Source organism: Arthrobacter sp. FB24 (genome assembly GCF_000196235.1).
Classification (GTDB): Bacteria; Actinomycetota; Actinomycetes; order Actinomycetales; family Micrococcaceae; genus Arthrobacter.
This window is the reverse complement of sequence record NC_008541.1, coordinates 431219-452550: the sequence shown is the minus strand read 5'-3', so window position 1 is coordinate 452550 and position 21332 is coordinate 431219. Positions and strand designations below refer to the sequence as shown.

General features: G+C 66.7%; 19 protein-coding genes. 3 read left to right on the top strand and 16 right to left on the bottom strand.

Annotation, left to right across the window (positions count from 1 at the left end):
* Positions 1-34: 34 nt before the first annotated feature.
* From mmsB to ARTH_RS02160, 3 genes are read right to left on the bottom strand one after another with little or no spacing between them, the layout of a single operon-like run.
* Positions 35-976: a 3-hydroxyisobutyrate dehydrogenase gene (mmsB, locus tag ARTH_RS02170; protein ID WP_011690293.1), complete on the bottom strand. Its 942-nt coding sequence runs from the start codon at positions 974-976 to the stop codon at positions 35-37.
* The gene (locus tag ARTH_RS02165) at positions 969-2081 is read right to left on the bottom strand and encodes an enoyl-CoA hydratase/isomerase family protein (protein ID WP_011690292.1); all 1113 of its coding nucleotides are present in this window, start codon (positions 2079-2081) and stop codon (positions 969-971) included. The genes mmsB and ARTH_RS02165 overlap by 8 nt, the downstream gene beginning before the upstream one ends.
* Complete coding sequence (locus tag ARTH_RS02160; protein WP_011690291.1) at positions 2081-3580, bottom strand: CoA-acylating methylmalonate-semialdehyde dehydrogenase; 1500 nt, start codon at positions 3578-3580, stop codon at positions 2081-2083. The genes ARTH_RS02165 and ARTH_RS02160 overlap by 1 nt, the downstream gene beginning before the upstream one ends.
* Before the next feature lie 312 nt (positions 3581-3892).
* Here ARTH_RS02160 and ARTH_RS02155 point away from each other — a divergent pair, with 312 nt between their 5' ends.
* Positions 3893-4699 carry an exodeoxyribonuclease III gene (locus ARTH_RS02155; protein ID WP_043429281.1) on the top strand — a complete coding sequence of 269 codons (807 nt, stop codon included), beginning with the start codon at positions 3893-3895 and terminating at the stop codon, positions 4697-4699.
* Positions 4700-4709: 10 nt separating this feature from the next.
* Positions 4710-5663 carry a hypothetical protein gene (locus ARTH_RS02150; RefSeq protein ID WP_011690289.1) on the top strand — a complete coding sequence of 318 codons (954 nt, stop codon included), beginning with the start codon at positions 4710-4712 and terminating at the stop codon, positions 5661-5663.
* Between the two features lie 7 nt (positions 5664-5670).
* On the opposite strand, the gene ARTH_RS02145 is transcribed toward ARTH_RS02150, so the two are convergent.
* The 5 genes from ARTH_RS02145 to ARTH_RS02125 form a co-directional block, all read right to left on the bottom strand.
* The gene (locus ARTH_RS02145) at positions 5671-6735 is read right to left on the bottom strand and encodes a LacI family DNA-binding transcriptional regulator (protein ID WP_011690288.1); all 1065 of its coding nucleotides are present in this window, start codon (positions 6733-6735) and stop codon (positions 5671-5673) included.
* Between the two features lie 100 nt (positions 6736-6835).
* Positions 6836-7090, bottom strand: a complete 255-nt coding sequence (locus ARTH_RS02140; protein ID WP_052309746.1) for a hypothetical protein — start codon at positions 7088-7090, stop codon at positions 6836-6838.
* Positions 7091-7101: 11 nt separating this feature from the next.
* Positions 7102-7998 carry a carbohydrate ABC transporter permease gene (locus tag ARTH_RS02135; RefSeq protein ID WP_011690286.1) on the bottom strand — a complete coding sequence of 299 codons (897 nt, stop codon included), beginning with the start codon at positions 7996-7998 and terminating at the stop codon, positions 7102-7104.
* Positions 7995-9032, bottom strand: coding sequence for a carbohydrate ABC transporter permease (locus tag ARTH_RS02130; protein ID WP_011690285.1), 1038 nt, complete (start codon positions 9030-9032; stop codon positions 7995-7997). Before ARTH_RS02130 ends, ARTH_RS02135 begins: the two co-directional genes overlap by 4 nt.
* A 6-nt stretch (positions 9033-9038) precedes the next feature.
* Positions 9039-10325 carry an ABC transporter substrate-binding protein gene (locus tag ARTH_RS02125; RefSeq protein ID WP_011690284.1) on the bottom strand — a complete coding sequence of 429 codons (1287 nt, stop codon included), beginning with the start codon at positions 10323-10325 and terminating at the stop codon, positions 9039-9041.
* 110 nt (positions 10326-10435) lie between these two features.
* On the opposite strand from ARTH_RS02125, the gene ARTH_RS02120 reads away from it, so the two are divergent.
* Complete coding sequence (locus ARTH_RS02120) at positions 10436-12373, top strand: glycoside hydrolase family 13 protein (protein WP_083812649.1); 1938 nt, start codon at positions 10436-10438, stop codon at positions 12371-12373.
* On the opposite strand, the gene ARTH_RS02115 is transcribed toward ARTH_RS02120, so the two are convergent.
* The 8 genes from ARTH_RS02115 to ARTH_RS02080 form a co-directional block, all read right to left on the bottom strand.
* Positions 12370-12981: a hypothetical protein gene (locus tag ARTH_RS02115; protein ID WP_011690282.1), complete on the bottom strand. Its 612-nt coding sequence runs from the start codon at positions 12979-12981 to the stop codon at positions 12370-12372. The genes ARTH_RS02120 and ARTH_RS02115 overlap by 4 nt on opposite strands.
* Positions 12978-13541, bottom strand: coding sequence for a DUF6286 domain-containing protein (locus ARTH_RS02110; protein WP_156810740.1), 564 nt, complete (start codon positions 13539-13541; stop codon positions 12978-12980). Before ARTH_RS02110 ends, ARTH_RS02115 begins: the two co-directional genes overlap by 4 nt.
* A gap of 110 nt (positions 13542-13651) precedes the next feature.
* Positions 13652-14035 carry a hypothetical protein gene (locus ARTH_RS02105; protein ID WP_011690280.1) on the bottom strand — a complete coding sequence of 128 codons (384 nt, stop codon included), beginning with the start codon at positions 14033-14035 and terminating at the stop codon, positions 13652-13654.
* Entirely contained in the window at positions 14032-14223 is a 192-nt protein-coding gene (locus tag ARTH_RS02100; protein WP_011690279.1) for a hypothetical protein, read from the bottom strand. Before ARTH_RS02100 ends, ARTH_RS02105 begins: the two co-directional genes overlap by 4 nt.
* A complete protein-coding gene (locus ARTH_RS02095) occupies positions 14220-14681 on the bottom strand; it encodes an Asp23/Gls24 family envelope stress response protein (protein ID WP_011690278.1) in 462 nt (153 codons plus the stop codon). The genes ARTH_RS02100 and ARTH_RS02095 overlap by 4 nt, the downstream gene beginning before the upstream one ends.
* A gap of 88 nt (positions 14682-14769) precedes the next feature.
* Complete coding sequence (locus ARTH_RS02090; RefSeq protein ID WP_011690277.1) at positions 14770-15219, bottom strand: hypothetical protein; 450 nt, start codon at positions 15217-15219, stop codon at positions 14770-14772.
* 254 nt (positions 15220-15473) lie between these two features.
* The gene (locus ARTH_RS02085; RefSeq protein WP_043429278.1) at positions 15474-17069 is read right to left on the bottom strand and encodes a glycoside hydrolase family 68 protein; all 1596 of its coding nucleotides are present in this window, start codon (positions 17067-17069) and stop codon (positions 15474-15476) included.
* A gap of 398 nt (positions 17070-17467) precedes the next feature.
* Positions 17468-21271: a glycoside hydrolase family 32 protein gene (locus ARTH_RS02080; RefSeq protein WP_011690275.1), complete on the bottom strand. Its 3804-nt coding sequence runs from the start codon at positions 21269-21271 to the stop codon at positions 17468-17470.
* Positions 21272-21332 lie beyond the last annotated feature (61 nt).

The following is a 21332-nucleotide window of genomic DNA, read 5'->3' as shown; positions in this document are numbered from 1 at the left end:
CCTGACTCCTCACGTGGTTCTGTTTCAAAACTTCCTAGTGCGCGGACTTGTCCCGGATGTCCGTGATGATGCCGGAGAAGTCCCGGCCCGCGCCGCCCTCAGCCGCAAACGTATCGTAGATCTCCGATGCCAGCGGCCCCATCCGCGCGGCCACCCCGGTGCTTTGCAGCGCGTTGAGAGCCAGCTTGAGGTCCTTGGCCATCAGCGCCCCGGCAAAGCCCGGCTGGTAGTCGCGGTTGGCGGGACTGGTGGGCACCGGCCCAGGAACCGGGCAGTTGGTGGTGAGCGCCCAGCACTGCCCCGATGCCGCGGACGCAACATCGAACAGCGCCTCGTGGGTCAGCCCCAGCTTCTCGCCCAGAACGAACGCCTCACTCACCGCGATCATGGAGACGCCCAGGATCAGGTTGTTGCAGACCTTGGCCGCCTGGCCCGCCCCGTGGCCGCCGCAGTGGACCACGCGCTTGCCCATGACTTCCAGCAGCGGCCGGACGTATTCGAAGTCCTCGGGCAGGGCGCCCACCATGAAGGTCAGGGTGCCTGCTTCGGCCCCCACCACCCCGCCGGAGACGGGTGCGTCCACGGCCCGGTGGCCGGCAGCCACGGCGAGCGCGGACGCTTCGCGGGCCTCGTCCACGTTGATGGTGGAGCAGTCCAGGAACATGGTGTCCGGCCCGGCCACGTCCAGCAGTCCCGGCTGGCCGTCCGTTCCGCGGTAGGCGTCCAAAACGTGCTGTCCGCTGGGGAACATGGTGAGCACCACGTCAGCTCCGGCAACGGCATCGGCGGGCGTCGCCACCGTGGGGACGCCGTGCTCGCGGGCCGCGTCCAGCGCTGCGGGCACCACGTCGAATCCCGCCACCGTGTACCCGGCCTTGACCAGGTTGACGGCCATCGGCCCGCCCATGTGCCCCAGCCCGAGGAACGCGACGTGTTCCTTTGCCCCGGGTTTTCCGGATTCCGGTGTTTCAGACATTGCGGGCCTCCTTGGATTGCAGGTTGAGTTCCCGGTCCCCCAGCGGCTCGAAGAACCTCTCGACGTCGGCGGTGGAAACCTCATGCAGGCTGGCCGGCTTCCACTGCGGGTTCCGGTCCTTGTCCACCACCTGTGCACGGATACCTTCGCGGAAATCCGCACCTGCCAGGAACCGCAGACCAACGCGGTATTCCTGGGCGAGGGCCTCCTCCAGCGTCAGCGTTCGTGCACGGCGGAGCGATTTCAGTGCCACCTTCACGGCCGTGGGCGACTTTGCCTCGATAGTGGCGGCCGCCTCCGACGCCTCACCGGCAGCGTCGCCGTCGAAAGTGCGCAGCCGGCGGAGGATGTCCTCCGCGTCGTCGCTTGCGTAACAGGCGTCGATCCAGTCCTGCTGTCCGGCCAGCACCGACACGGGCGGCTTTTCCGCGAAGCGTTCGACGGCGTCTTCCGCCGGTTCAGTTTCCAGCGCAGCTGCCAGCGCAGGGAGGTTCCCGGACGCCACGAAGTGGTCCGCCAGGCCCAGGAAGAGGGCGTCCGCGCCGCTCAGATGGGCGCCGGTCAGGGCCGCATGGGTGCCCGTCTCGCCCGGCGACCGGGACAGCAGCAGGGTGCCGCCGACGTCCGGCACGAATCCGATGGTGGTCTCCGGCATGCCGGTGCGGGTGCGCTCGGTGACTATGCGCACGGAACCGTGCGCCGAAATCCCCACGCCGCCGCCGAGCACCAGGCCGTCCATGAAGGCCACATATGGTTTGGGATAGCCGGCGATCAGCGCATTCAGCCGGTATTCGGTGCGCCAGAAGTCCGCGGTGGCTTCTCCGCCCGCAAGCATGTCCTCGTAGATCGCCACGATGTCGCCCCCGGCGCACAATCCCCGGTCTCCGGCACCGTGCACCAGAACGGTGGCCACGCCGTCGTCGTCCGCCCATGCGGTGAGCTGCCCCAGCATGGCCGCGGCCATGCCGGCGGTGAGCGCGTTCACTGCCCGGGGCCGGTTCAGCGTGATGACGCCGAGGCGCCCGCGCCGCTCAAACAGCATGTCCTCAGTGGGCGTCTCATCGGGGCGGTCTGTGTTCGTACCTGCGGTAGGTCCTGCGCTCATCAGCTGCCTTCCGGCATCACGTAGCTGGCGCCCTGGCGGATGCCGGAGGGCCAGCGGGTGGTCACGGTCTTGGTCTTGGTGTAGAAACGGAACGCGTCGGCCCCGTGCTGGTTCAGGTCCCCGAAGCCGGAGGCCTTCCAGCCGCCGAACGTGTAGTAGGCAATGGGCACCGGGATGGGCACGTTGATGCCCACCATACCCACCTGCACCCGGCTGGCGAAGTCACGGGCAGCGTCGCCGTCGCGGGTGAAGATGGCCACGCCGTTGCCGAACTCGTGCTCGCTGCAGAGGCGGAGGGCTTCGTCGTAGTCCGCCGCGCGGAGGACGCTGAGCACCGGGCCGAAGATTTCCTCCTTGTAGATCTTCATGTCCTTGGTGACGTTGTCGAAGAGCGTGGGGCCAACCCAGAACCCGCCGCCGTAGCCGTCCACGGTGAGGCCGCGGCCGTCCGCCACGAGGGTGGCGCCCTGGTCCACGCCGGACTGGATGTAGCCCTCGATGCGCTCCTTGGCGGACGCCGCCACTACCGGGCCGAAGTCCGAGTCCTTGTCCAGGCTGTGCCCCACCTTGAGGTGCTTGACCCGTTCCTCCAGCTTGGAGACCAGGGCGTCGGCCGTTTCTTTGCCCACCGGGACCGCAACGGAGATGGCCATGCACCGTTCGCCGGCGGAGCCGTAACCCGCACCCATCAGCGCATCCACGGCCATGTCCAGGTCCGCGTCCGGCATGATCACCATGTGGTTCTTGGCCCCGCCGAAGCACTGTGCGCGCTTTCCGTGGGCGGCTGCGGTGGCGTAGATGTACTGGGCAATGGGCGTGGAACCCACGAATCCGATCGCTTTGACCCTCTCGTCCTCGAGCAGCGCATCCACTGCTTCCTTGTCCCCGTTGATCACGTTGAACACACCGTCCGGGACGCCTGCTTCGGTGAAGAGCTCCGCGAGGCGCAGCGGCACGGAGGGGTCACGCTCCGAGGGTTTGAGGATGAAGGCGTTGCCAGCAGCCAAGGCAGGTCCGGACTTCCACAGCGGAATCATGGCAGGGAAGTTGAACGGCGTAATTCCGGCCACCACGCCCAGCGGCTGGCGCAGCGAATGTACGTCAATTCCGGTCCCGGCATTGTCCGAGAATTCGCCTTTGAGCAGGTGCGGGGCGCCGGCCGCGAACTCCACCACCTCGATGCCGCGCTGGATGTCCCCCTTGGCGTCCGGAAGCGTCTTGCCATGTTCCGAGGAGAGCAGCGCGGCGAGTTCGTCCAGGTGCTCGTTCACCAGGTCCACGAACTTCAGCAGGATCCGGCCGCGACGCTGGGGATTCATGGCACCCCACTCCACCTGGGCCTTCTCCGCGCTGGCAATGGCATTGCGGACTTCGTCGGCGCTGGCCAGCGGCAGCCTGGCCTGCACCTCGCCGGTGCAGGGATCGTAGACGTCGCCGAAGCGCCCGGAGGTGCCGTGGACCCGTTGCCCGTCTATGTAATGGGAAAGCTCGCGAACCATGGCGGAATGCTCCTTTGCATGTGACCTACATCATCCTGCTGCTGAATATACTCGGACTTCCTACTAAATTCCAGACCGCCGCCGTGGCCGCACGGGGCTGCCGCCGTCGTCGTTCCCCTGCCGATCCGCTATCTTCGACGCCGTCGTGGGGCACTTTGAGGCGTATTCGCCGCAGAGAAGCCCCAACCAGCGGCGTGTCCGCGCCAATGTGCCCCGTTTTGGCCGGCAGCCACGGTGGTTGCGGGGCGAGCCTGCCGCCGCACTCCCGCCGGTCCGCTATCCCCGGCGCCCAAGTTCGGTAAGTTAGGAACTGTGAAGATTGCTACCTGGAATGTGAACTCCCTCCGTGCCCGAGCCGACCGCGTGGAAGCCTGGCTTGAGCGCAGCGACTGTGACGTCCTGGCCATCCAGGAAACCAAGTGCAAGGACGACAATTTCCCCTGGGAACTCTTTGAGCGCATGGGCTACGAAGTGGCCCACTTTGGCGTGAGCCAATGGAACGGCGTGGCCATCGTCTCCCGCGTTGGCCTTGAAGATGTGGAGCGCTCCTTCGTGGACCAGCCGGTGTTCGGCAAGAACGGCAAGGACGCCATCCAGGAGGCGCGCGCCATCGGTGCCACGTGCGGCGGGGTCCGGGTGTGGAGCCTCTACGTTCCCAACGGCCGCGCCCTCGACGACGAACATATGCCCTACAAGCTCAGCTGGCTGGACATGCTGAAGACCCACGCCCAGGCCTGGGTCACTGAAAATCCCGAGGCGCAGATCGCGTTGATGGGCGACTGGAACATCGCCCCGCAGGACGACGACGTCTGGGACATCGACTTCTTCCGCGCCAACGCAATGACCCACGTCAGCGAACCCGAGCGCGCCGCCTTCCGCGCCTTCGAGGACGCTGGATTCCAGGACGTGGTCCGCCCGCACACCCCGGGCCCCGGCGTCTACACCTACTGGGACTACACGCAGCTCCGCTTCCCGAAGAAGGAAGGCATGCGGATCGACTTCGTCCTCGCTTCCCCCGCCCTCGCCGCCCGCGTGACGGGCGCGTCAATCGACCGCGAGGAACGGAAGGGCAAGGGCGCCTCGGACCATGCGCCGGTCATCGTGGAGCTGGCCGACTGATGGGGCCGCTATGACGGGCAACATCTACCGGGGCCAAGCGGGCCTGCCTTTCTCTTCCGCACTGCGGATCTACGAGCCGCTGTCCGCGTTTCCCGAAGAGCAACGCGCTGCACTTCGGGCTGCAGGTGCCAGGTCGGCGTCGCGGGCAGCCGTGGAGAACGCCGAGTTGCAGGCGTCCCTCGGCCGGATCACGCGGCCCGGCGGCGACCCCTTCCCCACCGGGCGCACCGACCTGGTCCGGGTCATTCCGGCTCCCCCGGAACCGGAGCAGCCGCGCACGCAGAAGCCGGCCGTCGGCCCCGATGAGTCCGGAACGTCCGACGCCGGGGGGCCGGGTGACGCCGTAGACGGCGCCGACAGCGCGGACCAGGCGTTGTTGTACTGCCCCAGCCAGCTGGTGCTGCGCGCTGGCCTGGCCGCCAACGCACTGATGGAGGGCATCCACGGTCCGCTCGCGCAGCTGCTGATCCCGGAGGAACAGCGGGACAAGCACCAGGAACGGATCGACCTGGTGAAGGCCCGCGAAGGAACCAGCCGTGTCCACACGCGTGCTTCCACCTGGGGCATCCCGTTCAGCTGGTTCTCGCTGTTCAAGGAGTCCGACCCCCAGGACGTGGTGGAGTCCGGCGGTCGGATCATCACGGTCCGCGTGTGGGCACCGATCGGCGAAGCCCTGGAGCGCGTCCGCTATGCCGTGGCCAACCTGGCCCTGGCCGCCCCGGACCTGGACATGCTGGACGACATGACCCAGCTCACCGAGTGGCTGGAGCTCTTCCACCCCGGGTCGGTCGTGGAGTTGGATTACGGCGCCGTCGCGGACAAGGTGTATCCGGACGATTCACCCATGGACGTGCGGCTCGGCATCGAATGCCTGGCCGAAGGAGACATGACCGGGGCTGCCGCGGCCTACCGCCGGCTCGCCTCGCGCTGGATTCCCATCAGGCAGCTTGCCCGCGCATCCTAAGACGGAACTAGGCCTGCCCGTGGGACGGGGGCGGCGCCGTCGTCCTCCTGACGATCAGCTGGTGGGGCGCAACTTCTGAGTGGACCGCACCGACCGCGCCGTCCAGTTCGTCCAACAGCATCTTGGTGCCGAGTTCAGCCTGCTCGTCAGGCCGCTGACGCACCGTGGTCAGCCCCATGGCATCCGAGAAGTCGTGGTCGTCGATCCCGATGACGGAAAGGTCTTCCGGCACGCGGACGCCCATTTTGCTGGCTTCGAAAATGACGCCCATGGCCATCTCGTCCGACGCGCAGAAGATCGCAGTGGGTTTCGGACCGGGCCGGGCCCACATCCGGGTGAAGGCATCCTGCCCGCTCCGGACAGTGAAGTCGCCCCACTCGTCCCACTCAGGACGGACAGGCAGCCCGGATCCTGCCATGACGTCCTGGAACGCCTTGATGCGGACGCGGGGAACATCGAAGTTGAGGTCGGTTTCGTCGTCGCCATGGAGAAGGGCGATGTCCTTGTGGCCGAGGCTGATGAGGTGACGGACGGCGGTGGACGCCGCAGCGTAGTCATCGATGCCGATGTAGGGGCACTCTTCCACGTGGCCGCCCACCACCACCAGGGGGATGTCGATCTTTTGCAGATGCTCTATTTCCTCGTGGGTCAGAGCCATACACAGCACCAGGAGGGCATCGATCTGCTTGTAGACCATGGTCTTGCTGAAGAGCCGCTCGCGGTTGCTGCCGTGGCCGCCCAGATTGAATAGCGACAGGTTGTACTGGCGCGCATGCAGTTCACGGTCCGCACCCTCGATGGCCTTGGAGAAGAACCATCGGCTGACGAACGGTGCCAGCACTCCGATGGTTTTGGTCCGTCCCGTGGCCAGGCCCGAGGCGGATGAAGATGCCACATAGCCCAAGGCGCCGGCCACCTCGAGAATTTTTTCCCGGGTGGCCGGCGAAACCCTTGGCAGGCCGCGGACTGCGCGGGAGACTGTGGCAGTGGAAACCCCGGCTGCGGCGGCGACGTCCTCAATGCTGACGCCCGAATGGCCGCCCCGTTGAGCCCTGTCTGTTGTGCGTGCCACAGTTTCCCCTTGCTTGCTGTTCGCAGATTCTTGCTACCTGTGCTTCCCCTGCGGCAACAAGCCAGTCTAATCCGCCCAGCCTTGAGCTCTGGATCAGCTCCTATTTCTTACGCGTCGCGGTCCTTGCGGGCAGGCGCCGGCGGAGCCGCACCATGCCGTAGAGGGCAAGAAGCACGCCCAGCAGTCCCAGCGCCCATCCGACCGCAGGCTGGGCGGTCACCTCCATCCAGACGGTGACCACCACCAGCACAACAGCCCAGAACCCGAGGAATCCGATGATGATGTCGAAGTCCTCCCCGGACCGGGCCCGCCGATGTTCACTGCGGACCCGTCCGTGGTTCTGTTTCCCGTCCACAGCCGAACCTGTCACTTGACGGCACCGGCGGTAAGGCCGGCAACAATCTTGCGCTGGAAGACCAGGACCAGGATCACCAAAGGAATGGTGACGATGGTTCCGGCGGCCATGATGGCCGTGTACGGAATCTGGTTCGGTTGTGCGCCAGCGAAGCTTGCGATGGCAACCGTTACCGGCTGCGTCGCGTCGCTGGACAGCTGGCTTGCAATCAGGAATTCATTCCAGGAGGAGATGAACGCCAGGATGGCCGTGGTGAAGATGGCCGGTGCCGCCAGCGGCAGGATTACCTTTCGGAATGCCTGCCCCTGGGTGCAGCCGTCCACCCGTGCCGATTCCTCAAGCTCCCACGGCATTTCGCGGAAGAAGGAGGTCATCGTATACACGGTCAAAGGGAGCACGAAGGAGATGTTCGGGATGATCAGCGCCTGGTAGGTGCCCATCCAGCCGATGTTGGTGAAGAGCTGGAACAGCGGGGTGATGAGGGCGACGCCCGGGAACATGGATGCGCCCAGGATGAAGCCCAGCACCAGGTACTTGAAGCGGAAGTTCAGCCGTGCCAGGGCGTAGGCCGCGAAGACACCGATCAGCAACGACACCACCGTGACGACGACGCCGATGAACACGCTGTTGCGCAGTGCATCCCCGAACCTGTTGCCAAAGGAGGTGTCGAAGGCGGTGTTGAAGTTGTCCAGCGTAATGTGCGTCGGCAGTATCGAGGTGTCGTAGGTGAAGTCCACATCGCGGAACGCCGTCACCACCATCCAATATGCAGGCGCCAGGCACCAGATGAGGATCACCGCGGCGCTGATGTATGTGCGCCCCTGTGCAACCTTTTCCCGGTTCTGCGCTGTCTTCCTGCCCTTGTCCTGCTTTGCCCGCAGGGCAGTCGCGGCTGTTCCGGCGCTCATTTCTTCCCCTTACCGGTGGTTCCGCTTTGTTCCACGACGTTCGCACCCAGGAAGCGCACAAAGATGAACGCGACGATGAAGATGATGATGAACGTAATGGTGGACAATGCTGCCGCCGCGTTGAAGCCTTGCCTGATCTGGTTGATCACCAAGATGGACAGCGTGGTGGTGTTGTTGGCCCCGCCCGTCAGGATGTACGGCAGGTCGAACATGCGAAGTGCGTCCAGGGTACGGAACAGGACGGCCACCATAAGCGCCGGCTTGACCAGCGGCAGGGTGATTAGGCGGAACCGCTGCCAGGTGCTGGCACCGTCAACCTTGGCGGCCTCATAGACCTCTGCGGGGATCATCTGGAGGCCGGCGAGGATGAGGAGGGCCATGAACGGCGTGGTCTTCCAGACGTCGGCGATGATAACTGCCCACTTGGCCGGCCACTCGCTGCCGGTCCACAGGATGGTGGTATTGAACAGCTTGTTCGCGATGCCCTCAAAAGCGAAGATGAACAGCCACAGCTTGGCAGTCACAGCGGTGGGAATGGCCCACGGGACCAGGACTGCTGCGCGGACCAGGCTGCGTCCCCGGAAGGTCCTGGCCATGATGAGGGCCATCCAGAAACCGAGGACGGTTTCCAGGGTCACGGTCACCACGGTGAAGAAAAACGTGGTGGCCGTCGCGGACCAGAACTGGGCGCCCAGTGTACCGGGAGGGCAGGCCACGGTGCCGCCGCCGGGAGCGGAGCACTGCTGGGCAAGCCAGTTCACGTAGTTCTGGACGCCTGCCGGGCCGCCCGCCGTGAAAAGCCCGGTGACGGGATCCAGGCCGGCGTCCTTTTGGAAGGACATAACGAGTGCGCTGATGATCGGGTAAACGATCACAACCGCCAGCGCGATGATCGTGGGGGCCAACAGCCACGATGCCCACCTGCCCTGGCTGGCGATCCGGTTGTCCTCCCCCACCCCCTTGGGTGCGTGGTGGATCTCGGGACTGCCCGACGCCGGCTTTTTTACCGGCGTCGGGCCCAATTCGGTAGCCATGAGGGGCTACTGTCCCGCGCTAGCTGATTCGATGGACTTTTGCATGTCCGACAGAGCGGATTCCACGGACTTCTCCCCCTTGATGGCAGGGTAGGCGTTTTCCTGGATGGCTTTGGTCACTGCAGGGTAGAACGGCGTCACGGGGCGCGGTACCGCGTTTTCGATGGACGTCTTCAGGACCGGCAGGTAAGGCAGCTTGGCCACGAGCTCTTTGTCCTCGTAGAGGTCACCGAGCACGGGGGCCAGCGAACCCTTGGTGGCGAAGAACTTCTGCTGCTCTGCGTCCGTCAGGAACTTCACGAAGTCCAGGGCAGTGGCCTTGTTCTTGGAGTACACGCTCACGGCCGCGCTGTGACCGCCCAGCGAGGAGGCGCCGGGGCCGTCCTTACCGGGGAGGGCGGTCATGCCCAGGACATCCTTGACCTTGGATGATGCTTCAGTGGTGGCCAGGTTGTACACGTACGGCCAGTTGCGGTGGAAGAGGAGTTTCCCGTCCTGGAACGCCTGGCGTCCTTCCTCTTCCTGGTAGGTGATGGCTTCCTTCGGGATGTTGCCGTCCGCGTAGGCCTTCGCCAGGTTCTCGAGGCCGACCTTGGCTTCCGGAGTGTTCAGGCTCGGCTTGCCGTCCTTGTCCAGCACGGAACCGCCGAAGGAGTTGATCGCCTCGGAAGCGTTCACGGTGAGGCCTTCGTACTTCTTGAACTGGCCCGCGTAGCAGCCGATGTTGTTGGCCTTGGCGATGGAGCACATCTGCATCATCTCGTCCCAGGTCTTGGGCGGAGTGGGGACGAGGTCCTTGCGGTAGTAGAGGATGCCGCCATCGGAAGACACCGGTGCTGCGTAGAGGGTGCCCTTGTACGAGCCGGCCTCAATGGTGGGTTCCAGCATGCCCTTGGTGTCAACCGCCATCTTGTCCTTCAGCGGCTGGAGCCAGCCCTTGGCGGCAAACTCAGCCGTCCAGACAACATCGACGCTGGCAACGTCATAGTTGGGGTTCTTTGCCTGGTAATTCTGGACCAGGTCGTCGTGCTGCTGGTCGGCGGAGTCAGTCTGTTCCTTGAACGTGACCTTCTCGTTCGGGTGTGCGGCGTTCCATTTTTCAATGAGGGGACGGACGACGTTGCTGTTGTCCTTGCCCTGGACGTAGGTGATGGGGCCACGGCCGTCGAGGCCTTGTTCAGCGTCGCCGCCGCCACCCCCGCCCGTAGTGCCGCCTCCGCCACCACAGGCGGAAAGTGTTAACGCCAAAACGCCGGCAGTAGCTGCCGGCAAAAGGAAGTTAGGGGATTTCATATGGAGAGACTCCTCGCTGAGTGTCGAGCAAAATCGGCGGTGCGGTTGAAGTGGTGCCCATCACACTAGTAACGTTGCGGTGAGAAATGCAAGCGTTTACACCGAAGTTTATGGAAAGGATATCTGTGGCACACAGCCCAGTCCCGACTGACGGCTCCTCGATTCCGGCGTGGTGGGCCAGCGCCGTCGTGTACCAGGTTTACCCGCGGTCCTTCGCCGATGCCAATGGCGACGGGATGGGGGATCTTCGCGGAGTGACGGCTCATTTGGACCACCTGCACAGGCTCGGCGTGGATGCCGTCTGGCTGTCCCCCTTCTACAAGTCACCCCAGGCCGACGCCGGTTACGACGTAGCCGACTACCGCGAAGTGGACCCGCTCTTCGGTACCCTGGCGGACTTCGACGAAATGTTGCAGAAGGCTCACGGCCTGGGGCTGAAGGTCATCGTTGACCTGGTGCCCAACCACACCTCGGACGAACACGCCTGGTTCCGGGAGGCCCTCGCGGCACCGCCCGGCTCACGCGAACGGGACCGTTACATGTTCCGGCCAGGCAAGGACTCCGTCCCCGGTTCGGGGAGCGGTGACCTGGCCCCGAACAACTGGAAGTCCATCTTCGGCGGCCCGGCCTGGACCCGCGTCACAGAGGCAGACGGCGCGCCCGGCGAATGGTACCTGCACCTCTTTGACACCAAGCAGCCTGACCTGAACTGGGACAACGCCGAGGTCAAGGAGGAAATGCGCTCGGTGCTGCGGTTCTGGCTGGACCGCGGCGTGGACGGCTTCCGCGTGGATGTGGCGCACGGGATGGTCAAGGAAGCGGGGCTTCCGGACTGGGAAGGCTCCGCAGCCATGGTGGAAGGAGCAACCGAGCTGCCTGGCGATGCCCATGGCGGCCATACCGAAGCCGAAGAACCGCACCGCGCCCACCCGGCAGCCGCCACTGACGCTGCCGCGGCGACAGCAGCCGACGACGACGAGCACCAGGCCGTCTCGCCGCTCTACCCGCCCTCGCCGTTCTTCGACCAGGACGGCGTGCACGAGATCTACCGCGACTGGCACCGGGTACTGGCCGAGTATGACGGCGACCGCATGATGGTGGCCGAGGCCTGGGTGGAGCCGGCCGAGCGGTTGGCCCGGTATGTCCGGCCCGATGAAATGCAGCAGGCGTTCAACTTCGACTTCCTGCTGGCCGGCTGGGATGCCGGTCGGACGGCGGTGGCCATTGAGGATTCCCTGCGGGCGGCCGCCACGGTAGGTGCCACCACCACGTGGGTCCTCAGCAACCACGACACGGTCCGGCACTCCACCCGCTTTGGGCTGAAGGACCCCACCACGTTCCCGAAGGGAATTGCTGCTGAGGATGAACAGCCGGATGCCGCGCTTGGCCTCGCCCGTGCCCGGGCAGCCAGCATGGTTTCACTTGCCCTCCCCGGTTCGGCGTACCTGTACCAGGGCGAGGAACTGGGCCTCCCGGAGCACACCACCGTTCCCGCCGAAGCGCGCCAGGACCCTACCTTCTTCCGGACGAACGGCATCGAGCGGGGTCGCGACGGCTGCCGTGTACCGCTGCCGTGGAAAGCCGCCGAGCCGGGCTACGGCTTCGCCTCAGCGTTCCCGGGCGAGGCACCTGCTGCTCCCTGGCTCCCCCAGCCGGAGTCCTTCGGCGAGCTGGCCGCCGACCGGCAGGACGGCGTCGACGGTTCCACGTTGGAGCTGTACCGTGCAGCGCTGGCGCTGCGCAAGGAACACCGGCTGGGCGCCGGGAGCTTCCGCTGGGCCGACGTGCACGCACCCGCGGACGGAGTGCTCGCCTTCCACAACGGGGATGTCCTGGTGATTGCCAACATGGGCCTTGCCGCCGCCACCCTGCCGGAAGGCTATCGGGTTGCGCTGGCCAGCGCGGATGAAGCGGTGACGGGCGGTCCGGCCGAATCAGGGACGGCCGAAACAGGCCCGGCCGAAACAGGTACGGCCGGATCGGGTACCCGCCCGGACGGCGCCCGGAAACTTGCGCCGGACTCCGCCGTATACCTCGTGGCGGTCTAGCGGACGCGTTCCGCCCTGCCGAAGCGGGAACGGGCGCCGGAGCCGATGTGGATAAGCACAGGGATGCGCTTGCCCACAACGGCGTCCAGCGCCTCCACGAGGGCTGAGACATCAGCCGCGAGGAGGTGCGGGGCCACGCCCTGGCGGGGCTGCAGACGAATCTTCAGCGCGGGCTCGCCACGGATCTCGTAGGTGGCCACAGTAGCGCCGGCCAGGTCCTGCCGCCCGGCCAGTGCCGCGCGCAGGGCCTGTTCGGCGACGCCGCCGCCGATCCGCACGTTGCCGGGGAAACCCGCGGCGTCGTCCTCGGCAACGATCAGGTTGGCGCGGCCTTTGCCCTGCTGGGCCACCCAGGCGACCATCAAGGCAATCACCGCTGCCAGCACCAGCGCGATCACGGCCCACAGCCAGCTTTCCTCGCGGCCGGGGATGCCTGTCCGCTGGAGGAGCTGGCTCATGCCGCTCCACACACCGGCGGACCACTGCTGCCACCACGAAGCCACCGCCGGAACGGTGGCCAGCAGGACCAGCAGCAGCCCGATGACCAGCAGCTTCACACCCAGGATTCCGATCAGGATCCGGTTCAGCGTACGGGGGGTGTTGTTCATGCCCCGATCACCCCCGAAGCGGCCACGTTGACCCGCACTTCCGGCATCGGTTCAAGAGCCATTTCCCGCAGCTCCGCCAGCACGGCGGCCAGCACCGCGTTCTCGCTGACAGGCACCCCGGAGGTGGGCCGCACGTTGACAGTCACCTGGCGCTGCGCCACCACCACCATCACCTGTTCCTGCGTGACGTTCGCAGCCAACCGGGCACGGCGGGCGAGCGCGGAGGCGATGACTTCATCGTCCACCACCACTCCGGCCCGGGGGTCCGGGAGCAAATGCCGCGCACGGCGGCCGGGCAGGACGGCGTTGAGCAGGAAAAACAGCCCCGCCATGGCGGTCACGGCCCCGATAGCGCCGAGCAGCAGCGGCGGCATGCCCTGGGGAAGCGCAATGATTCGTTCCGCGGCGGTCTGCGGATCGATGAGCCACGGCGGCTGCCCGACTGCGCGCACTGCGGCTTCGAGGAGCCCGTACCCGCACAGGACGATCACCAGAACCGCGGCGACCCCGGACACTGCGGCACGCGAGGAACGCGTTTCGCGGTCCAGGATCCGGCGCATACCGGCGCCCCGGGGATCCGGTTCTCCAGCGGCGGAGACGCCGGTACTCGTGCCGGAGGCGCCATTTCCCGCTGCGTGGCTGCCCTTTGAGCGGACGTCGGTGGCGTTGTTCACTGGACCCTTCCCCCTTCGCTGATGGCGGCGCCGCTGATCCGGATGTCCACGCGGCTCAGCTGCGCCCCGCTGAGTTCCGCCACGCGGTGCAGGATCACGGGCCTGGCCGCGATGGCACGCTCCCGGATGGAGCCGCCGAAGGCGGCGACGCGGCCGGGGTCGCGCAGGACAGTGGTCAGCGGCGGGATCCTGATAGGCAGGACGAGTGACAGTGCCAGCAGGCCGTCGTCGTCGGACCAGTCAGCCCGGACGTCGTGCGCCGGGACGCCCAGCGCTTCAGCGGCGGCTGCCCGTGCAAGGCTGGTGAGCGCCTGCGTACTGATGCGGTTGTGCCCGGCCATCACGGAGCCACCGGCCACGGTTCCGGCCGTGCTGCTCATGAGGATGAGCGCCGGCCCGTGATGGCATCGAACACGCTGCGCAGGTCAAGTTTCCCTTCCGCGGCGCGGCCAAGGAGGGCACCAATCCCCATGAACAGCAGCGAGACGAGGAAGCCCCAGATGCCGAACTGGAAAGACATAAAGGCCACGAAGGCCCCCACTGCTATTCCCACCACGGTCAGGTTCACTGGATGGCCTCCCTCTCAGTCCGGGCTTCCACGGGCAGTCCTGGCTTTGCCGGCGCCGCTACGTAGACGTCATTGATCTCCACATTGACCTCGATGACCTGCAGGCCAACGAGCTCCTCCACTGCGGCATAGACGGCGGCCCGCACCTGATCCGCCAGGGAATGCAGCGGCGTCCCGTAGACGGCCACGAGGTTAATGTCCACTGCCACCTGCGTCTCGCCGACCTCAGCGTGGACGCCGGCGGCGTGGTCGGAGCTGCCGACAGCGTCCCGGATGGCCCCTAAGGCTCGGGACGGGCCGGTGCCCAGGGAATAGACCCCCGGAACGGCCCGGGCTGCGATGCCTGCGACCTTGGCTACTGCCGTTTCGGAAATGACGGTGCGTCCGGTGCCGGCCGGCAGGGCAACGACTGGATCAGCGTGGGCCCCCGGCGCGGGATGTGGGTTCTGGTATTCCATCAGGCACTCCCCTTCTCTTGAACACCACACTATCCCTTGGCCGCGACAAGCGGCCGGACGCGGGTGAAAATCGCCAAGCCGAAGCCTGCTATTTGCAGTTGGCGGCGAGCCAGGCGGTAACCGGGGCCATCGCGGCGTCGAACTTTCCGCTGGAGTACACGGTCTGGTCGCTCAGCCCGGCGACGGCCACCGCATTGAGGTTGGCGAAATCGGCCTTGAGCCCGTCCGGAACGCGTTCAGCGGTTTCGCTGAGCTCCGCCTTGAGCTGTTCCAGTTCCGCCGTTTTGCCCTGGGCCGCCGAGAGCGGAAACAGTGACGCGCCGGTGGCCTGCTGGGAGATGGTGGTGCATGCCTCCGCCGCGGAGGGAAAGTCCCCAAAGGGCCCGGAGCTCTTGCTGGGGCTCGGCGTCGCGGTTGCCGTGGCAGGTCCGGGGGCGGACGACGACGGCGCGCCGCCGGCTTCCGGCGCGGAGCATGCGGTGAGTGCCAGTGCGGCGAAGAGGGCTGCTGCGGTCAGAGGGCGTGCAATGTTTTTCAAAGGTCACTTTTCTGGTCGAGATTGCGCCGCCCGTTCCGTGGAGGCCTCGAGCGGCAATGGCGTTCTGTCCCCGGCGTGCGAGTCTAGCCGGAATGGCTCCCGGGATCCCAAGCGGCCGGCGCGGCGGCCCCCGGTGAAGGCGGCCGCGCGTCCGCATTTCGTCCGTATATATAGGTATAAAAAGCCGCAGGGACGCCCGGATGAGATCCGGACGTCCCTGCTGTTTAGGCGGGTGTTGAGTTCCCCGCTGCGGGTTACTTGTAGAGGCCCTCGCCGCCAACCTTGAGGTTGGTGGGCAGGTAGCCGAACGGGCCGAGGCCGTTCTTGCCGAAGGTGCGGTCCACCTGGGATACGCCGTCACGGAAGTTGATCTTCACGGTGGGCGAGAGTGAGCCGCCGCGGACGCCGTTCACGTTGTCAATGAAGGACTGCACCAGGCCGCCCGGCTGCACGTAGTGCGAGTAGGCCTGGAACTGGCGGCCGTTCTGGTTCGGGGTGGGTGCCTCGGGGGACTCGGACGGAAGGTTCAGGTCCGTCGGCGAGCCCAGGGCCAGGCCGCTGTTGTTCATCGGCTGGTAGTCCGAACGGACACCGTCGCCCACGAAGCCATAGACGCCGTCGGGGCCGCGCATGCCGGCCGCGTAGGTGAACTGGTGGCTGATGGTGAACAGGTAGTACTTGTTCTTGCCGCCTTCATTCTGGATGAAGATCTGGGGACGCTCGGTCTGGTCGTTGACGCAGTTGGCCGAAAGGATCGGCGGCAGGAAGGACCACTTGGTCAGATCCTTGTTGTCCGCCACTGCCAGCCCCACGTTGGCGGTCTGGTAGTAGGCGCCGCTGCTGTTGACCTCGTTGAGGTTCTCAGCGTTGGGGTCGCCGGCCTTGTAGCCAAGGTCCTCGGGCTTGCACTCGTATTCGCCGCGGGTGCCGCCGGTGTTGCCTTCGAAGACCATGAAGGTCTTGCCCGGGTGTGCGGGGTCGGCGAACGTGTACGGGTCGCGGAAGGCGAAGCCCGGGTTCTGGGCCTTGTTCTGGTACATCTTGCCGTCCGGCTCCAGCAGCTTGGTGTGCTTGAAGCCGTCGAACGTGACACCGTTCTGGTCGGCGTGGATCTTGCCCAGCGCCTTGGCGATGGCCGCGTCCGGTGCGATGCCGCCGCCGCCTGCATTGCGTTCGGCAACGTCGTAGAACGTGGTGGCCGTGTAGAACACATTGACCTGGTTGCCCTGCATCAGGCGGGTGGAGCCGGACCATTCGGTGTTGCCGATGGAAGCGCCGTCAGCGAAGACGTGTCCGCCGTAGTTCCACTTGTCCTTGGCCGGGTCGGCGTTGGTCTTGCGGAAGAAGTAGCCGATCCGGGCGTTCCAGTGGCGCTGGTCGAAGCCGTAGCCGGCGTGGCGGTCAGCGACGAGGGAGAAGATGACGTCCCAGCCCTTGTAGCTGATCTGGTTGGCGTTTTCGTCGGTCAGGGACCACGTGTCCCAGACCCAGACGTCGTCGTTCATCGCGGGGAAATCCTCAGGGATTTCCGGCATGGTGACATCCGGGCTCATGGAGTTCTGGCCGGGAGCCACGGTGGAGTCGCTCTGGGCCATGATCTGCTTGGCATCGGCGCGGGTCCACTTTGAGGTGAAGTCCGCCGCCGGATCGTAGGCCTTCTGGCTGTGGTCGGTGGGCAGCGGGAAGCCGGGGGTGGGTGCCGGCATCTGCTGGGTGGCGGGCGGGTCCGAAGGTTCGTTGGCCTGGGCCGACGGAACGGCAAGGAAGGCGGAAGCCGCCACGGCCGCCGCCAGTGCTGCGGCGGCGGGGCGCCACCGCAGCATCCGGTGTGTATTGGGGTGCTTGTGCATTTTTGCTCTTCTCGCGGAGTTGAGACCATTCGTGGAAGACGGGCGTGTGCCCTCATACCCCGAAACTCCGGTTGTCCCGATGACACGGCAGGCGTCATCGAGGACGCCTTTGTGTCGAGGGGGACGGGGCTTGGGTAGGGCCCCGGGAGGCGATTCGGAAAGGACTCCTTTCCTGCGCCGGTCTCTACGCTGGCACGTTGAAGCATGCTTATCAAACCGTGTTTCAAGGCTGCGAAAACCAAGTTTCGCTCCAATTGTGCAAGCGCTTACATTCCCCATTGCGCGCGCGTGCCACAGCTAATTTTCCGAGTCAAATGTTGCATCATAAATCAGACTTAGTGTGAAATGTCACGCCGCCGTCACCCGGAGTTCACCTTCTGCGACAAACCGGACCAGGCTCATCCCGAGCCTGTCACCAGCACGTCCTGATAGGCTGCCCGGCCGTCGAACACGTTCAGTCCCACCTTGCCGGCGGACAGGGAGGCATCATCGACGGCGAGGATTTCCACGCCGTCGAGCTTCACCGTCAGCCGCTCCCCCGCCGCGGCGGCTTCCACGCTGTAACTGACGCCGTGGCTGAGCAGCACGGGGACACTGGCCAGGACGCTGGCGGCGGAATCGAAGACGCCGTCCTGCAGCTTGAAGATGCGCGCCAGCCGCAGGTTCGGGTCGAGGTTGACGTAGTACGCCGTGGCACCGTCGGCCGAGGCCCGCAGCAGCACCGACCCCGCGCCGCCGTAACCCCGTTCCGGCACCCTGTCGCTGTTGAGCATGGCCCCCGCGTAGGGTCCGCTGCCGAAACGGACTGTCGCGGCCACCCGGACATCCGAGTACGTGGCGGCGCTCAGGGCGGTGGAGTCCTTGTCGAACGTGCCGGCCAGCCCTGCTCCCGTGCTTTCCCAGCGGCCGCCGGGAACCACGGAGTAGGAATCCAGGTTGTGCCGGGCCGCGCCGCTCACCGGGCCAAGGACGGCCGACGGCACCGCCGCAGTGAGGCGGGAGGTGTCCGCCAGCTGGTGTACTTTGGCGGACACCAGCCGCGCGGACCCGCCGGTGGTGCTGAAAGACAGCCCGGTGGAGGACGGGTCCGGGAAGACCAGGGAGGTGATGGCTGCCGTGCCGTCCCCGCCGAAGAGCTCCACCGAGGAGGAGTCCACCAGGGCCCGCAGCTTCACCCGCCGCTCGCTCCCCCCTCCGGCCAGCGCCACTGTTTCGGAACTCCATGCCGTGCTGGCATTGTCCGCCGCGGCACCCGCGAAATAGCGGGTGAAGTCTGCCCGGCCGGACTGCCCGCGGTCCACCGTCATGGTGCCGGTGCCGGTGCCGGTGCCGGTGCCGGCGCCGGTCGCCGAGGCTGTCCCCGTGCCGGCGGCGTAGCGGAGCAGTGTCTCCTGGGCTTCCCCTCCGGCTGCGCCGCCCGCAGTGCCTTTGCGGAGCCCGAAGGTGAAGCCCGAAGCCCCGCCGGAGGACGGGATGGCCACCTCGGCCTCCAGCTCGAACGACCGGCCGGAAGCAGCGGACAGCGGGTTGGCCGACGTCGGCGTGACCGTGACGTCGGACGCCTGCCACGTGGACGTGCGCAGCCCTGCCAGTTCGGTTATGGGTTCCTGCGCCAGCCGGGGCCCGACGCCCGGAATGTCTTTCAGGCTCAGCTGCCGGGGGACACTCAGCTGCCCGTTCCAGCGGCCGGTGGGCGGGCTGAAGGCATAGTCCCAGTTGCTCATCCAGCCCAGCATGATCCGCCGCCCGTCCGGGGCACCGAAGAAACTCATGGCAGCGTAGTAGTCGCGGCCGGAGTCGGCCTGGAGCACCTCGTCCGGGCCGGTGTCCGGGGTGAAGGACGTTCCGTTCCATGTTCCGGTGACATATTGCGCCGCGGAGCCGTTGGTGGGCCTGACGGCACCGGTGCTCCACCAGAGCACCCACCGTCTGGCGCCGGGCTGCCCTTCCACCGGCAGCTCGAAGAAGTCCGGGCATTCCCAGACCCCGCCGCGGACCCAGTCGCCGTAGCCGAAGGCGCTGGTGAAGGTCCAGTGGACCAGGTCGGTGGACGTGTGGAAGCGCAGGTGGTCCCCGCCGGCCACCACCATGATCCATGTGCCGGTGGCGGCGTCCCAAGTGACTTTGGGGTCGCGGAAGTCCCAGCTGCCGGCAGGACCGCCGGGGTTTTCCACCACGGGCTGGGCCTGCACGATGGACCAGGTGCGGCCGTGGTCCTTGCTGTACGCGGCGCGCACGGACTGGTTGCCGTTGGCGGCATCGTGGTTGAAGCTCGTGTAGAACGCAACGAGCCCCTGCCCGCCGTCGAACAGTCCGCTGGAATCATTGGCATCCACCACCGCGGAGCCGGACCATGACTCCCCCGCAGCCAGGTGCGGCAGGGCTATGGGCAGCTGCTTCCAGTGCAGCAGGTCGGTGCTGACGGCGTGCGCCCAGCGGCCGCGGTCCTGGTGGAACAGGTGGTATTCGCCATCGAAGTACACCAGGCCGTTGGGGTCCGAACTGTTCCCGGAATTCTGGCTGTAGTGGTAGCCGGGCTGGTAGAGGCCGTTCATGTAGCTGGCGACGTCGTCTGCCCGGACGTTTTGGAAGTAGGCGCCGCCGCCGCTGACGCGCAGACCGAAGCCGCTGCCTGTCGCCGGCCCGGCCGGCCCGGCAACGGACTGGACGCCGTTGATCAGCGCGGTTGCCTGCCCGCCGCGGACGGTGAGTTGGATGCGGTTGAGCTGGCCGGCGGCAAAGCTGTCCGGCGGTACGGCCCCGCCGGCAAGGACGGTCCCGGTGGTGCGGTCCTTCAGCTGCACCGTTCCTGCTCCGGGGTCCACCCTGAGTTCGGTGCCGCCGGTGCCGTCGGGCGCGCTCCGGACCACGACGGCGGCCGTTGCCGGGGCGGCGACGTCCAGGTCAAGGGACGCGACGACGTCGGACGCCACCGCCGGGACGAAGCGTGCCGCATCCGCGCCGGCGGCCAGGCCGTCGGTTGCCCCGCGCAGGCCGCGGACGTCCGGTTCCCAGCTTCCCGAGGCGGTGCGCCAGCCCTGCAGGGAAGTGTCCAGGCCTTTGAGGGTCATGCCCTGGAACACGGTGCTGCCGTTGAAGGCGAGGAGGCCAATGTGCCCGGAGCCGTGCGCTGTGTCTGTTGCGGTGATGGCCGGGGCGTAGCCGTTGGGGTCCAGCAGGTCCGTCTGCCAGTGCACGGCGAGCTGCCCGCCGTCGGCCGTGACGCGCAGCCGGTATACCGCGTTGACGGTGATGGTGGTCGCGAAGGTGCCCAGGGTGGCGTTGTCCTCGATACGGTACAGCCGCAGCCTGCCGGCGTTGGCGTCCGCTTCGGCCCCGTACCCGGTGGTTCCGGCAGTGTTGGTGCGGAAGAGGACCGCGCCGACGGCGTAAGGCGACGTCACCTGGACATCAGCGGTGAAATCCGTGACCTGCGGTGCCTGGTCGGTGGCGACAGCCCTGATGTTGGTGCCGCCCGGAGCTGTCCCCCGAAGGCCGGTGGCCGAGGCGGTCCAGCCGGCACCGTCCGCCGCCTGCCAGCCACTGACGTTGGCGTCGATGGTGCGCACCCGGGGCTCGCTGAAGTTCACCGAGCCGTTGTAGGCGTGGAGGCCCACATGGCCGTCCTGGTACCGCTGGTCGGTGGCGTCGATCCGCGGCACTCCGTCCACCGCCACATAGATCCGGGGCCCGTCCACGTGGACGTCCACGGAGTAGCTCCGCCCCGTGTCCAGCGGGACCGTGGCGGCAGGTGCCACATCCTGTCCAGTGGCCAGATCGAACAGCCGCACCCTGTCCAGGTTGGGATCGATGGTGGCCGCATAGCCGCTGCTGGCATCGGCAGCACTGCGGAAAACCAGGGCGCCTACGGCGTACGGGCTGCCGGGATCGACTGTGACTCCGGCCGTGTACCGGGCGGTGGAGCTGATGCGCTGTTCGCTGATGGCGGCCGCGTTTTGGTCCGGCGAGGCGACGGCGGACTGGCCGCCGTCGGACTGCCTGGTCCAGTTTCCGCTGATGCCCACCACGTCCGGCATGGGACTGTTGCTGCTGCCCAGCGTGATCGGCCCGGCGGGGAAAGGGCCGCCTGGAGCGGCTTGGGCGGGCGCGGCCAGCATGGCCGGGGCCAGCAGCGAGCCAGCTCCCAGCGCGCCCAGGCCTAGCGCGGCCGTGGTAATACCTGCAACTAACCTCTTTGACATTCAGATCACCTTTGATCTTGGAATTCTCCGATACGGACCTCGCTGCTCCAAAAGGGCGGTT

What these genes read in the sequence shown, in the direction of transcription:
- mmsB (WP_011690293.1), bottom strand. Translation starts at nt 976, where the DNA reads ATGTCTGAAACACCGGAATCCGGAAAACCCGGGGCAAAGGAACACGTC.
- ARTH_RS02165 (WP_011690292.1), bottom strand. Translation starts at nt 2,081, where the DNA reads ATGAGCGCAGGACCTACCGCAGGTACGAACACAGACCGCCCCGATGAG.
- ARTH_RS02160 (WP_011690291.1), bottom strand. Translation starts at nt 3,580, where the DNA reads ATGGTTCGCGAGCTTTCCCATTACATAGACGGGCAACGGGTCCACGGC.
- ARTH_RS02150 (WP_011690289.1), top strand. Translation starts at nt 4,710, where the DNA reads ATGACGGGCAACATCTACCGGGGCCAAGCGGGCCTGCCTTTCTCTTCC.
- ARTH_RS02135 (WP_011690286.1), bottom strand. Translation starts at nt 7,998, where the DNA reads ATGAGCGCCGGAACAGCCGCGACTGCCCTGCGGGCAAAGCAGGACAAG.
- ARTH_RS02130 (WP_011690285.1), bottom strand. Translation starts at nt 9,032, where the DNA reads ATGGCTACCGAATTGGGCCCGACGCCGGTAAAAAAGCCGGCGTCGGGC.
- ARTH_RS02125 (WP_011690284.1), bottom strand. Translation starts at nt 10,325, where the DNA reads ATGAAATCCCCTAACTTCCTTTTGCCGGCAGCTACTGCCGGCGTTTTG.
- ARTH_RS02120 (WP_083812649.1), top strand. Translation starts at nt 10,436, where the DNA reads ATGGAAAGGATATCTGTGGCACACAGCCCAGTCCCGACTGACGGCTCC.
- ARTH_RS02115 (WP_011690282.1), bottom strand. Translation starts at nt 12,981, where the DNA reads ATGAACAACACCCCCCGTACGCTGAACCGGATCCTGATCGGAATCCTG.
- ARTH_RS02110 (WP_156810740.1), bottom strand. Translation starts at nt 13,541, where the DNA reads ATGCGCCGGATCCTGGACCGCGAAACGCGTTCCTCGCGTGCCGCAGTG.
- ARTH_RS02105 (WP_011690280.1), bottom strand. Translation starts at nt 14,035, where the DNA reads ATGAGCAGCACGGCCGGAACCGTGGCCGGTGGCTCCGTGATGGCCGGG.
- ARTH_RS02095 (WP_011690278.1), bottom strand. Translation starts at nt 14,681, where the DNA reads ATGGAATACCAGAACCCACATCCCGCGCCGGGGGCCCACGCTGATCCA.
- ARTH_RS02085 (WP_043429278.1), bottom strand. Translation starts at nt 17,069, where the DNA reads ATGCACAAGCACCCCAATACACACCGGATGCTGCGGTGGCGCCCCGCC.
- ARTH_RS02080 (WP_011690275.1), bottom strand. Translation starts at nt 21,271, where the DNA reads ATGTCAAAGAGGTTAGTTGCAGGTATTACCACGGCCGCGCTAGGCCTG.